The sequence below is a fragment of the Cryobacterium sp. SO2 genome (genome assembly GCF_026151165.2).
Classification (GTDB): Bacteria; Actinomycetota; Actinomycetes; order Actinomycetales; family Microbacteriaceae; genus Cryobacterium.
Genome location: NZ_CP117849.1, coordinates 1,924,352 through 1,936,732, shown reverse-complemented (window position 1 = coordinate 1,936,732; position 12,381 = coordinate 1,924,352). Strand labels below are relative to the sequence as shown.

Sequence of the window (12,381 nt, the reverse complement as noted above, 5' to 3'; positions counted from 1 at the left end):
AGCCCAAAGTGTACCTGACTGGGACCTTCGGCCCTTTCGCAGTTTAGGGGACCAGCGCATTCTGGATGCGTGACATCTCCCGGCGCACCCGGGAAGAACTGGAGATCAACTCATGGTTGAGAGAGTGATCGTAGCCGTCGATGGGGGCCCCGCCAGTCGCGCAGCGCTGGATTGGACGTTGGCCAGAGCCAGGACAGTGCCCCTCCGCCTCGAATTGACCACCGTCGTCGAACTCGGCTGGTCGCCCGTGGGCGCCCCTGCCGATGATTTCCAGCCGGCCTATGAGCGGGCACTCGCGGACGCCGCCCGTTACGTCGAGCAGCAATCTCCCGAACTGAAGGCCACCAGCATCGTGCGTCGAGGGGTACCTGTCGACGAGTTGGTGCGCGCCTCCGCCGAGGCCGACCTGATCGTGATCGGCACGAACAAGACCGGTGTCCTCGTCGGCGCCGTCCACGGCACGCTCCCCCTCCGGCTGGCCGCGCATGCACTGTGCACCGTCGCCGTCATTCCCGCGGATTGGGTCGCCGGCGAGGACGACGTTGTCGGAGACAGTGTTGTCGTCGGTATCGAGGACGATGTCGCCATGGATGCCCCGCTCGCCGTCGCCGCGGCCGAGGCCGCGGTTCTCTCCGTGCCCCTCAAGCTGGTGCATGCCTGGTCCATTCCGGCCACACTGGGGGTCGACTTCGGCGCTTCAGTTCCGTTCGACGCCCTGATCGAAGCTCACGACGAGATCCTGGCGCGGGCACTGGACCGGGTCAGGTCCAGCCACGCGACCCTCCCCGCCTCCACCGTGCTGATGCAGGGCGCTGCAGCGCCTGCCCTCGTCGAGGTCGCCAGCTCTGCCGCCGCGCTCGTGGTCGGCACCCACGGCCGCGGGGCGGTGGCCGGTCTGATCCTCGGATCGGTGAGCCACGATGTCCTGCTCAACATGCCCTGCCCGGTGCTGGTCGTTCCGCGCGGCCGGCGGGCTGCCGAGACCGAACTGACAGGGGCGTCCCGATGAGCGCCACGTACTACATCGGTGTCGACGGGTCTGGCCCGAGTCGCGCCGCGCTCCGCTGGGGAGTGCGCCGAGCCGCCGAACGTAACGCGGCCGTCGTGCTCGTCAACACCGTCGACGACGAATGGGGTCTGGTCGGGCGCGATGCCGCGGCTGATGCGGAACGCCAGGCCAGGGAACTCCTCGCCGAGGAGTCCGAACGGGTCGCGGCGCTGCACACCGGGGTCACTCTCACCACCCGGATCGTGCACGGCGGCACTGCCTGGGAACTGGCCCGCCTGCCCCGGCCGGAGGACCTCCTGATCGTCGGCACCCACAAGACCGGATTCCTGCGCGGCCGAGTGCTCGGCTCCCGCAGCGTGCAGATCGCCTCGGCAGCGCGCTGCTCCGTGGCCATCGTTCCCGACACGACCCTGGACTCCCGCCACGACGTGGTCGTCGGCGTCGACGGTAGCGACGGCTGCGTTCCCGCGGTGCGGATCGGCGCCCAAGAGGCCGACCGGCTCGACCAGGACCTGCTGCTCGTCTACGCTCCCCCTGGCCGGTCGGACGCCACTGAGGACCGCAGCCCGCAGACCGCACGGCTGCTGTTCAATGCAGCCGCCGTGGCATCCGCCACCGCGTCGCGGATCACGGTGCGCCGCCGGGTGGCCCATCGTGATCCCGCGGAGGCTCTGCTCGATGCCAGCTTCGACGCCGCCCTGCTCATCCTGGGCGTTTCGGCCCGGCACGGGGAGAACGCGCTGATCGGATCGGTCACGCACGACGTTCTGATGAACATCAACGTGCCCGTGCTGATCGCCAGGGGCACGGCCGCGACCAGCGAGTCGGCGTCGCTGGCCTCTACTGTCAGCGTCTGAGTCTCAGGATCTGTAACGGGTCAGTAGTCGAATTCGTCGAATTGCGGCGACCCCTGTGGTGCTCCGGCCCAGGACAGCGCCGGAGACAGGGACCCGGCGCGAACCTTGTCCTTCAGCAGATCGGTGGTCTGGATGTCAATCAATTCGCTGAGACCATCCGCGCTGGTGACGCTGACCAATTGGCTCCAGGCGCCGATGAGGATCTGGGCCCGGCCCCGGCCGCCGTCCTCGGCGACCACCGGGATATCGACGATGTCAGTTTTCTGCCGGTTGCCCAGCGCCTCGGCGTAGAGCATAACCGCGTCGGCGAGGTCGCTGCCGGTGACGAACGAGCCCCCTGGATGATAAATGCGTTTCATGGTGTACCCCTGCGAACTGACGAGAATGGACACGTAGTGCAGCCGGGGTCTGGGGCCTTATCGCCATACTATGTCCGCGGAGGCTAAATCGCGAGGTCTCCGTTGACGATTTTCGCGGCCACCTCGGCCAGGGGCAGCCCGTTCGACCTCGCGTGCTGGCGGATCATCGTGAAGGCCTCGTCCATGGTCGCCGAGCGCGTGTATGCGACGACTCCCTTGGCCTGTTCGATCACGACCCGGCTGCTCAGGGCATACTGCAGCTGCTGCCGGGCGACGTCGCTCTCCCGCAGGGCCCGCTCTTGCAGGATGCCGATCGTGGCCACGTCCGCGAGCGCCTGGACCGTCGCGGCATCGGCCTCCGGCAGCCCGCCGGTGCGATCCCAGAACAGGTTCAGCGACCCGATCGTGGTCGCACGCAGCCGCATGGGGACCGAGAACATCGACGCGAATCCCTGCTCGAGGGCGCCATCCCGAAACCGCGGCCACTTGGGTCCGGACGCGTCGATGTCGGGTACGGCGACGGCGTGCCCGGTGACCACGCTCTCGACGCAGGGCCCGCTGCCGCTCCTCAGCTGGAGGATCTCGACGAGCCGGCTGCGCTCGTTCGTCGACGCGACCACCTCGAATTCCTCGTCGTCGGTGAGGATGATCCCCGCGGCCGAGGCTTCAAACAGCGGAACGCAGTGCGACACCAGGGTGTGCAACAGGTCGACGAGGTCGTAGCCGACCACGAGTGTGTCGGCGAGCGTCACGAAGGCCTCGACAAGTTGGCCTTCACGGGTCTTGGTCGCCATCACACCATCATAATGACTCGGGCGGGGACTCAGACGGGTCGGACCATTCGCCGGCGAAATCGATCCGGCGGGCGACGATGTCGGCGGCCACCTCGCGCACCGAACGCCCCCTGGCGAACGCGAAGCCGTTGATGATCAGCAGGGCGTCGGCTGCCGTCACACCGAGCTGGGCGAGAACCATGCCCGTCGCCTGGTGCACCTCGCGGCGGGAGAAGCCGTCACCGGCCTCCCCGTCCACGACGCCGTGGCTCGGCAGGTCGGCGAGGGTGCGGCGGATGACCTGCCTGGCGCAGATGCCGGACAGCGTCGTCGCGTCCTCCACCTGAGCATCCGTGAGAGTGCCAACGGTGCGGGAGTACAGGTCGACCGCACCGATGTTGAGCGACCCCAGTGAGAGCGGGAAGGCGAACAGCGAGCCGACCTGGCTGGTGCCCAGGGCCTCACGGAACAACGGCCAGCGCGGGCTCGCGGTGCGCAGGTCCGCGGTGAGCACGGGGCGCCTCGTGGTCATGGCGTCCCAGCACGGGCCTTCGCCGAGATCGAACTGCAACTCGTCGATCCGAGCGGCGTCCGCATCGCTCGCACAGACGGTTTCGGTGCCGAACGGCGGGCCGAGCGTGGAGATTGCCGCACCGGTGACGGGAAGCACGCGCAGAAACGGCCGGCACAGGCTCGTGCGGCGTTCGAAGGCCATCGAGAGTTCTTCCACCGCGGCGCCGAAGGCGAGCCGGTCAGACATGCGCATGCCCGATCGGCGTCTGCCGCTGTGGTGCCATGTGTGACCTCGCAACTGATCTGTTGATCCGATGAGCTGGCACCGTCTATCGCTGGTGGGCCCTACCGGGCTCGAACCGATGACATCCACGGTGTAAACGTGGCGCTCTACCAACTGAGCTAAAGGCCCCGGGCCGGCAGCGCCGGAACAGGATGAAACAACCCTACCGGCTATTCAGGCCGGCCGGAAACGGATCAGGCCGGCTGCAGTTCGTCGAGGGCAGCGCGGTACGCGTCGAGGGAACGTGCCTCGCCCGGGGCGGTGATGAAGCTCGCCCGGATGATTCCGTTGGTGTCGATCAGGAACGTCGCCCGGTTCGCGAAACCCTTGTCCTCCAGGAAGACGCCGTATTCCTTGGCCACGGCGCCGTGCGGCCAGAAATCGGCCAGCAGCGTGAAACCGTAGCCTTCCTGGTCTCCCCAGGCGCGCAGCGTGTGCCGGGAGTCCACCGAAATCCCGATCAATTCGACACTGTTGTCTGCGAACAACGCGAGATTGTCGCGTAGCTCGCAGAGCTCGCCGCTGCAGATGCCGGAGAACGCCAGCGGGAAAAAGACCAGTGCGACCGACTTCTCACCCCGGTACCGGCTCAACTGGATGCGTTCACCGAATTGGCTGACGAGCTCGAAATCGGGTGCCTGGGTGTCATTCTCCAGAGCCATGGTGCGTGTCCTTTCCGGCCATCGGGGAACGATGGCTGAATCCGAGAGTGCAGCCTAGCTGCCCGATGAGGCATCACCAACACGGCCCAGCCGCGCACACTCAGCATCCCGTACGCGCTTCCCAGCAAGAATCACTAGGCTGACGTGGTGCCTTTCGGTCGTGACCCGACCTAGCTCTGTCCGGCACGCCTAACCAGGCATGATCCTTCCCCCACACGATCTGCCCTACAGAAAGAGGTCGAGTGTGACTGTCAACGACCAGGACCCCTACTCCATGGATAACTCGGACGCCGATCCGGACGAGACATCCGAATGGTCCCAATCGCTCGATGCGCTCGTCGCCGCCAACGGCCCCGGCCGCGCGCGCGAGATCATGCTGAGCCTGCTCAAGCGTTCCAAGGAACTGCACCTCAACGTGCCCATGGTTCCCACCACGGACTACATCAACACCATCGCCTCGGCCAACGAGCCTGAGTTCCCCGGCGATGAAGACATCGAACGGCGCTACCGTGCCTGGATCCGTTGGAATGCCGCCGTGCTCGTGCACCGCGCCCAGCGCCCCGGCATCGCCGTCGGCGGTCACATCTCGACCTACGCGTCGTCGGCCGCCCTCTACGAGACCGGCTTCAACCACTTCTTCCGCGGCCAGGACCACCCGGGCGGCGGCGACCAGATCTTCATCCAGGGCCACGCCTCCCCCGGCACCTACGCCCGCGCGTTCCTCGAGGGCCGCCTGAGCGCCAACCAGCTCGACGGTTTCCGCCAGGAGAAGTCGCACGCCCCCGACGGCATCTCGTCGTACCCGCACCCGCGGCTGATGCCGGAGTTCTGGCAGTTCCCCACTGTGTCGATGGGCCTGGGCCCGATCAACGCGATCTACCAGGCTCAGCTCAACCGCTACCTGACCAACCGCGGTATCAAGGACGCCAGCGACCAGCAGGTCTGGGCGTTCCTCGGCGACGGTGAGATGGACGAGGTCGAAAGCCGCGGACAGCTCCAGGTCGCCGCCAACGAAGGCCTCGACAACCTCAACTTCATCGTCAACTGCAACCTGCAGCGCCTCGACGGCCCGGTGCGAGGCAACGGCAAGATCATCCAGGAACTGGAGAGCTTCTTCCGCGGCGCCGGCTGGAACGTCATCAAGGTGGTCTGGGGCCGCGAGTGGGACGACCTGCTCGCCCGCGACACCGACGGCGCCCTGCTCAACCTGATGAACGTCACCACTGACGGTGACTACCAGACTTACAAGGCCGAGAGCGGCGCCTACGTGCGTGAGAACTTCTTCGGTCGCGACCCGCGCGCGCTCAAGCTCGTCGAGGGCTACAGCGACGACGAGGTCTGGAACCTCAAGCGCGGCGGGCACGACTACCGCAAGGTCTACGCAGCCTTCAAGGCCGCTTCCGAGCACAAGGGCCAGCCGACCGTCATCCTCGCGAAGACCGTGAAGGGCTACGGCCTCGGCCCGAGCTTCGAGGGCCGCAACGCGACCCACCAGATGAAGAAGATGACGCTGGACAACCTCAAGACGTTCCGCGACAGCATGCACGTGCCGATCACGGATGCGCAGCTCGAGGCGAACCCGTACCAGCCGCCCTACTACACCCCCGGCGAGAACGACGAGGCGATCCAGTACATGCACGAGCGCCGCAGGGCACTCGGCGGATACCTGCCGGAGCGTCGTTCCAAGTACACTCAGATCAACCTGCCGGACGACTCGACCTACGCGGTCACCAAGAAGGGCTCAGGTACCCAGGAGATCGCCACCACCATGGCGTTCGTCCGGCTGCTCAAGGAGCTGCTGCGCTCGAAGGACTTCGGCCACCGCATCGTGCCGATCATCCCCGACGAGGCCCGCACCTTCGGCATCGACGCCTTCTTCCCGAACGCGAAGATCTACAACCCCAACGGCCAGCACTACACCTCCGTGGACCACGCCCAGCTGCTCGCTTACAAGGAGAGCCCGCAGGGCCAGATCATCCACGTCGGCATCAACGAGGCCGGCGCCCTCGCCGCCTTCACGAACGTCGGCACGTCGTACGCCACCCAGGGTGAGCCGCTCATCCCGGTGTACGTCTTCTACTCCATGTTCGGCTTCCAGCGCACGGGCGACGCCATCTGGGCCGCAGGCGACCAGATGACCCGTGGCTTCATGATCGGCGCTACCGCCGGCCGCACCACCCTCACGGGTGAGGGCCTGCAGCACGCCGACGGTCACTCGCCACTGCTCGCGTCGACCAACCCGGCCGTCGTGTCGTACGACCCCGCATTCGGTTACGAGATCGGGCACATCGTGCGCTCCGGCCTCGAGCGGATGTACGGCGGAACCCACACCGACCCGAACGTCATGTACTACATCACGGTGTACAACGAGCCGCAGGTGCAGCCCGTCGAACCCGCCGATGTCGACGTCGATGGCATCATCCGCGGCATCCACCGGGTCTCGGAGTCCACGGTCGCGGGCCCCAAGGCGCAGCTGCTGGCCTCGGGCGTCGCAGTGCCCTGGGCACTCGAGGCACAGACCCTGCTCGCCGAGGACTGGGGTGTGTCCGCCGATGTCTGGTCGGTCACGTCCTGGGCCGAGCTGCGCAGGGACGGCCTCGCGGCGGAGGAGCACAACTTCCTCTACCCGAACGAGGAGCCGCGCACGGCGTACGTGACGGACAAGCTCGCCGACACGGCCGGTCCGTTCGTCGCGGTCTCCGACTTCATGCACGCCGTACCCGACCAGATTCGCCAGTTCATCCCGGGCGATTTCGCGACGTTGGGCGCCGACGACTTCGGTTTCTCCGACACCCGTCCGGCAGCTCGCCGGTTCTTCAAGATCGACGGTCCGTCCATGGTGGTCCGCACCCTGCAGCAGCTGGCCAACAGCGGCGAACTCGACCGCAGCGTCATCCAGCAGGCGATCGACAAGTACAGCCTGCACGATGTGTCAGCCGGCAACACCGGCTCGGCCGGTGGCGAGAGCTAACCGACGACGTGGCAGCGGCGCCGAAGACTAAGGAACAAACCCTCACCTGGTTGCGCACGATTTCGGGTGAGTTGTCCACGGCGACGCTGAAACGACTCGAGGACACGCTGCCCTGGTATGGCGATATGCCACCAGGGCGGCGGTCCGCCGTCGGCCTGGTGGCCCAGGCCGGCATCACCTCCTTCATCTCCTGGTACGACGACCCCCGGTCCACGCCGTGGATCGCGGCCGACGTCTTCGGTGCCGCCCCCCGGGAGTTGCTGCGCTCGGTGAGCCTGCAGCAGACCCTGCAGCTCATCCGGGTGACAGTCGAGGTCGTCGAGGAGCGGGTCAAGGACGGCTCAGAGACCCTCCGCGAAGCGATCCTGCTGTACTCCCGCGAGATCGCCTTCGGCGCGGCGGATGTGTACGCCCGCGCCGCCGAGGCGCGCGGCCTGTGGGACGCCAGGCTCGAGGCGCTCGTGGTCGACTCCATCCTCAGCGGCGAATACGACGACGAGCTGCCCAGCCGCATCGCGGCTCTCGGCTGGCACGGCCACGGCGAGGTCTGCGTCCTGGTGGGCACAACGCCCAAGATGCTCGACGTCGACCAGCTGCGCCGCTCGGCCAGACACATGACCGCCGACGTGCTCATCGGCGTGCAGGGCAACAGGCTGGTCCTCGTGATCGGTCGTGCGCACCCGCAGGGCCCGGAGTCCGACGAGGCGGCCGGCGCGACCCTCAGTTTCATGGACATCGCCCTGCAGCTGGAGCCGAGTTTCGGCCCCGGCCATCTGGTGCTCGGTCACGAGGTGCCTAACCTCGTCGACGCCTCCAAGAGCGCCAAGGCCGCCCTGGCCGGTTTCGCCGTCGCCAGGTCGTGGCGGAATGCCCCGCGGCCGGTTCAGGCCGACGACCTGCTGCCTGAACGCGCCCTGGCCGGCGACCCGCTCGCCCGCGCCACCCTCATCCACCGCATCTACCGGCCCTTGCAGGCTCATTCGACCGAACTGCTGACGACACTGTGGTGCTACCTCGACAACGGGCGATCCCTCGAGGCCACCGCGCGGGAGCTGTTCGTGCATCCCAATACCGTGCGCTACCGGCTCAAACGTGTGTCAGAGGTGATCGGATACGACGCCACAGGCGCCAGGGAGGCACTGATCCTCCAGGCCGCCCTGATCATCGGATCGATCAGCGACCACGACGGCTCCAGTCGGCGGCGCTGACGGTCCGTGCCGCACACCCACTTTGCGCATTCACACAAAGGTCTTGCGAAGAGTCGGTAGATTGTCCACACACGCTGTCCGTTCCAAGTTGGGAGACTTAGGGAATGCTTGTTGTCGTCTGTCCCGGTCAGGGCTCACAAACGCCCGGATTCCTCGAACCCTGGTTGCAGAACCCGGAGTACGCCGAGCACCTGCGTACCATGTCGCAGCAATCGTCCACCGACCTCATCTCGGCGGGAACCGTCGGTGACGCCGACGCGATCCGCGACACCGCGGTGGCCCAGCCCCTCATCGTCGCCGCCGGCTTGCTGACACTCGACGCCCTCTTCGCCGACGGCCGCCGCGCCGCCATCGGCGGCATCGCCGGACACTCCGTCGGCGAGATCACTGCGGCCGCCGGCGCCGGCGTTCTCAGCACGGCAGACGCGCTCACCTTCGTCGGCGAACGCGGCCGGGCCATGAAGGCCGCAGCCGCCCTCGTCCCCACCGGAATGAGCGCCGTCCTCGGCGGCGACGAAGCCGAACTGCTCGCCAGGCTCACCGAACTCGGCCTGCAACCGGCCAACTTCAACGGCGGCGGACAGATCGTGGTCGCCGGAGAACTGACCGCCCTCGCCGCGCTGGCCGCCGACCCGCCGGCCAAGACCCGCATCGTTCCGCTCCAGGTCGCTGGAGCGTTCCACACCCGATACATGCTTCCAGCCGTGGAGCACCTGGCCGAGGTGGCCGGCACTCTCTCCCCCCTCGACCCCACCCTTCCGCTGTGGACGAATCGGGACGGCACGCTGGTCTCCGACGGGTCGGGCTTCCTCGACCTGCTGGTCGGCCAGGTCTCGTCCCCGGTACGGTGGGACCTGTGCATGCAGGCCTTCGCCGAGGCCGGAGTCACCGGGATCATCGAGGTCGCCCCCGCCGGTGCTCTCGTCGGACTCGCCAAGCGCGCCCTCCGGGGCATTCCCAGCGTGGCCATCAAGACCCCGGACGACCTGCCCGCCGCATTCGATCTGATCGACCAACAGGCCTGATTCAGCCAGAGCCCCACCGGAAGAGACGTATGACACAGCCACAGCTCCTGCAGTCGCAGGGCGCCCAGTACACCAGAATCCTCGCCGTCGGCGCCGCCCGCGGCGACCTCGTCGTGCCCAACGACGACCTGGTCGGTCCGATCGACTCGTCAGACGAGTGGATCCAGCAGCGCACCGGGATCATCACCCGGACCCGCGCCAGCCAGGACGTGCAGGCCGTCGACCTGGCGACCACCGCCGCGCTCGAAGCAATCGAGAAGAGCGGCATCGACGCCTCGCAGATCGATGCCATCATCATCGCCACCATCAGCAATGGCCGTCAGACCCCGTCGATGGCCGCCGTCCTCGCCGAACGGATCGGTGCAGTCCCGGCCGCCGCGTTCGACCTGAACGCAGCCTGCGCCGGCTACGCGTACGGTGTGGCCCAGGCCGACGCCCTGATCAGGTCCGGAGCAGCGCACTACGCGCTGGTCATCGGCGCCGAGAAGCTCTCCGACATGGTCGACGGCACCGACCGGAGCATCTCGTTCCTGCTCGGCGACGGCGCCGGCGCCGTGGTGATCGGCCCGAGCGACTACCCGGGCATCTCAGCCTCGGTCTGGGGCTCGGACGGCCGTGCGGACGCCGTCGGCATGAACGGAACCCTGCAGGAGTACCGCCGCGGCGAGAAGGAATGGCCCACGCTCCGCCAGGAGGGCCAGACCGTCTTCCGCTGGGCCGTCTGGGACATGGCCAAGATCGCCAAGCAGACCCTTGCCGCAGCGGGCATCACCGCCGACCAGCTGGCCGCGTTCATCCCCCACCAGGCGAACATGCGCATCGTGGACGAGTTCGCCAAGCAGCTCAAACTGCCCCAGTCCGTGGTCATCGCCCGCGACATCGCCACGACCGGGAACACCTCGGCCGCGTCGATCCCCCTCGCCACCCACCGCCTGCTCGAGGAACACCCCGAGCTCAGCGGCGGTCTCGCCCTCCAGATCGGCTTCGGAGCCGGCCTGGTTTACGGCGCGCAAGTAGTTGTGCTGCCGTAGCCTCCCCCTGTCCCTCTAAACTGAGTCTCGGTCAAACGAGACACCCCCCAAGGAGAAACAACATGGCATTGTCCACCGAAGAAGTTCTTGCCGGCCTGGCCGAGCTCATCAACGACGAGACGGGCATCGCAACCGACACGGTTGAGCTGGACAAGTCGTTCACCGACGACCTGGACATCGATTCCATCTCGATGATGACCATCGTCGTCAACGCTGAGGAAAAGTTCGACGTCAAGATCCCCGACGAAGAGGTCAAGAACCTCAAGACCGTCGGCGACGCCGTCGAGTTCATCGTCAAGGCCCAGGACTAGGTCCACGCCCGAACGGGCCGGTCGGCTCCTGCCGGCCGGCCCGTTCTCCAGGGACGCTCCAACCGGGGTATCCACCTCGCTTCGCGCACGTTCTCGCACGCGCACGTTCTGACGGAGAGTCGTTGTTATGACCAAAAAAATCGTTGTCACCGGCCTCGGTGCCACATCGCCCATCGGCGGCACAGCCACAGACACCTGGAACGCCCTCCTCGCCGGCGAGTCCGGCGCTTCCACCCTCGACTACGAATGGGTTGAGCGCACCCAGCTCCCCATCACCTTCGCCGCGCAGGCGAGGGTGCGTCCGATCGAGGTTCTCGCCAGGCACGAGACCAAGCGGCTGGACCCGTCCAGCCAGTTCGCGCTCATCGCCGGACGCGAAGCCTGGGCCGACGCCGGAATGCCGGAGGTCGAGCCTGAGCGGCTCGCCGTCGACTGGGCAACCGGCATCGGCGGCGTCTGGACCCTGCTGGACGCCTGGGACACCCTGCGCGAACGCGGCCCGCGGCGCGTGCTGCCCATGACGGTGCCGATGCTCATGCCGAACGGCCCCGGAGCCGCGATCGGGATGGACCTGCACGCACGTGCCGGGATCACCACAGTGGTCTCAGCGTGCGCCTCGAGCACAGAGTCCCTCGTGAACGCCTACAACCGGCTACAGGCCGGTCTCGCGGACGTCGTCATCGCCGGCGGGTCTGAAGCGGCCATCCACCCCCTCCCGATCGCCTCGTTCGCGGCCATGCAGGCGCTGTCCAAGCGCAACGATGACCCGGCGACAGCGTCACGCCCCTACGACATCAGCCGCGACGGTTTCGTGCTCGGCGAGGGCGCGGCCGCCCTCGTCATCGAGACGGAAGAGCATGCCCTGGCACGCGGAGCCCACATCTACGCCGAACTCCTCGGCGGGTCGATCACCAGCGACGCGTACCACATCACCGCTCCAGACCCCGAGGGGTCCGCTGCGGCCCGGGCCATGATCGAGACCATTCGCAACGCAGGCGCAGATCTGTCCGATGTCTCCCACATCAACGCGCACGCCACGAGCACCCCGGTCGGTGACATCGCCGAGTACAACGCTCTCAAGCGGGTCTTCGGCGACCTGCTCGGGGGCATCCCGGTCTCCGCGACGAAGGCCTCCACCGGCCACCTTCTCGGTGGCGCCGGCGCGATCGAGGCTCTGTTCACCGTCAAGGCCCTGTCAGAGCGGATGCTTCCGCCGACGATCAACCTGACCGAACAGGACCCGGCCATCCCGCTGGACGTCGTCACGTCGCCGCGGGCCCTGGGCTCCGGGGACCTCCTGGCGATCAGCAACTCGTTCGGTTTCGGCGGCCACAACGCCGTCGTCGCGTTCCGCTCGGTCTAACCCGTTCGGCCCAGCC

12 protein-coding genes and 1 tRNA gene are annotated in these 12,381 nt (G+C 67.4%); 8 read left to right on the top strand and 5 right to left on the bottom strand.

Annotation, left to right across the window (positions count from 1 at the left end; genetic code table 11):
- The first annotated feature begins 112 nt into the window (after positions 1-112).
- The gene (locus tag BJQ94_RS08915; RefSeq protein WP_265401115.1) at positions 113-1,009 is read left to right on the top strand and encodes a universal stress protein; all 897 of its coding nucleotides are present in this window, start codon (positions 113-115) and stop codon (positions 1,007-1,009) included.
- Positions 1,006-1,866 (top strand): universal stress protein, encoded by an 861-nt coding sequence (locus BJQ94_RS08910; protein WP_265401116.1) that lies wholly within the window; start codon positions 1,006-1,008, stop codon positions 1,864-1,866. Before BJQ94_RS08915 ends, BJQ94_RS08910 begins: the two co-directional genes overlap by 4 nt.
- 20 nt (positions 1,867-1,886) lie before the next feature.
- On the opposite strand, the gene BJQ94_RS08905 is transcribed toward BJQ94_RS08910, so the two are convergent.
- From BJQ94_RS08905 to BJQ94_RS08885, 5 genes are all read right to left on the bottom strand, one after another.
- Complete coding sequence (locus tag BJQ94_RS08905) at positions 1,887-2,225, bottom strand: hypothetical protein (protein ID WP_265401117.1); 339 nt, start codon at positions 2,223-2,225, stop codon at positions 1,887-1,889.
- A gap of 83 nt (positions 2,226-2,308) precedes the next feature.
- Complete coding sequence (locus tag BJQ94_RS08900; protein WP_265401118.1) at positions 2,309-3,019, bottom strand: GAF and ANTAR domain-containing protein; 711 nt, start codon at positions 3,017-3,019, stop codon at positions 2,309-2,311.
- A 7-nt stretch (positions 3,020-3,026) separates the two neighbouring features.
- On the bottom strand, positions 3,027-3,758 hold the full coding sequence (locus BJQ94_RS08895) for a GAF and ANTAR domain-containing protein (RefSeq protein ID WP_265401119.1): 732 nt from the start codon (positions 3,756-3,758) through the stop codon (positions 3,027-3,029).
- A gap of 89 nt (positions 3,759-3,847) precedes the next feature.
- A tRNA-Val gene (locus BJQ94_RS08890) sits at positions 3,848-3,923 on the bottom strand.
- Between the two features lie 65 nt (positions 3,924-3,988).
- Positions 3,989-4,456, bottom strand: a complete 468-nt coding sequence (locus BJQ94_RS08885) for a peroxiredoxin (RefSeq protein WP_265401120.1) — start codon at positions 4,454-4,456, stop codon at positions 3,989-3,991.
- 244 nt (positions 4,457-4,700) lie between these two features.
- On the opposite strand from BJQ94_RS08885, the gene aceE reads away from it, so the two are divergent.
- From aceE to BJQ94_RS08855, 6 genes are all read left to right on the top strand, one after another.
- Entirely contained in the window at positions 4,701-7,427 is a 2,727-nt protein-coding gene (gene aceE / locus BJQ94_RS08880) for a pyruvate dehydrogenase (acetyl-transferring), homodimeric type (RefSeq protein WP_265401121.1), read from the top strand.
- A gap of 50 nt (positions 7,428-7,477) precedes the next feature.
- Positions 7,478-8,635 carry a helix-turn-helix domain-containing protein gene (locus tag BJQ94_RS08875; RefSeq protein ID WP_265401122.1) on the top strand — a complete coding sequence of 386 codons (1,158 nt, stop codon included), beginning with the start codon at positions 7,478-7,480 and terminating at the stop codon, positions 8,633-8,635.
- A 104-nt stretch (positions 8,636-8,739) separates the two neighbouring features.
- Positions 8,740-9,660, top strand: coding sequence for an ACP S-malonyltransferase (locus tag BJQ94_RS08870; RefSeq protein ID WP_265401123.1), 921 nt, complete (start codon positions 8,740-8,742; stop codon positions 9,658-9,660).
- A gap of 29 nt (positions 9,661-9,689) precedes the next feature.
- Positions 9,690-10,691 (top strand): beta-ketoacyl-ACP synthase III, encoded by a 1,002-nt coding sequence (locus tag BJQ94_RS08865; protein ID WP_265401124.1) that lies wholly within the window; start codon positions 9,690-9,692, stop codon positions 10,689-10,691.
- Positions 10,692-10,753: 62 nt separating this feature from the next.
- The gene (locus tag BJQ94_RS08860) at positions 10,754-11,002 is read left to right on the top strand and encodes an acyl carrier protein (RefSeq protein ID WP_022883990.1); all 249 of its coding nucleotides are present in this window, start codon (positions 10,754-10,756) and stop codon (positions 11,000-11,002) included.
- Positions 11,003-11,129: 127 nt separating this feature from the next.
- Positions 11,130-12,365: a beta-ketoacyl-[acyl-carrier-protein] synthase family protein gene (locus BJQ94_RS08855; RefSeq protein ID WP_265401125.1), complete on the top strand. Its 1,236-nt coding sequence runs from the start codon at positions 11,130-11,132 to the stop codon at positions 12,363-12,365.
- Positions 12,366-12,381: the final 16 nt, after the last annotated feature.

Bases quoted from the DNA above. Each gene is read 5' to 3' on its own strand.
- BJQ94_RS08900 (WP_265401118.1), bottom strand. From the start codon at position 3,019: ATGGCGACCAAGACCCGTGAAGGCCAACTTGTCGAGGCCTTCGTGACG.
- BJQ94_RS08855 (WP_265401125.1), top strand. From the start codon at position 11,130: ATGACCAAAAAAATCGTTGTCACCGGCCTCGGTGCCACATCGCCCATC.
- BJQ94_RS08910 (WP_265401116.1), top strand. From the start codon at position 1,006: ATGAGCGCCACGTACTACATCGGTGTCGACGGGTCTGGCCCGAGTCGC.
- BJQ94_RS08865 (WP_265401124.1), top strand. From the start codon at position 9,690: ATGACACAGCCACAGCTCCTGCAGTCGCAGGGCGCCCAGTACACCAGA.
- BJQ94_RS08860 (WP_022883990.1), top strand. From the start codon at position 10,754: ATGGCATTGTCCACCGAAGAAGTTCTTGCCGGCCTGGCCGAGCTCATC.
- BJQ94_RS08915 (WP_265401115.1), top strand. From the start codon at position 113: ATGGTTGAGAGAGTGATCGTAGCCGTCGATGGGGGCCCCGCCAGTCGC.
- BJQ94_RS08870 (WP_265401123.1), top strand. From the start codon at position 8,740: ATGCTTGTTGTCGTCTGTCCCGGTCAGGGCTCACAAACGCCCGGATTC.
- BJQ94_RS08885 (WP_265401120.1), bottom strand. From the start codon at position 4,456: ATGGCTCTGGAGAATGACACCCAGGCACCCGATTTCGAGCTCGTCAGC.
- BJQ94_RS08905 (WP_265401117.1), bottom strand. From the start codon at position 2,225: ATGAAACGCATTTATCATCCAGGGGGCTCGTTCGTCACCGGCAGCGAC.
- BJQ94_RS08895 (WP_265401119.1), bottom strand. From the start codon at position 3,758: ATGTCTGACCGGCTCGCCTTCGGCGCCGCGGTGGAAGAACTCTCGATG.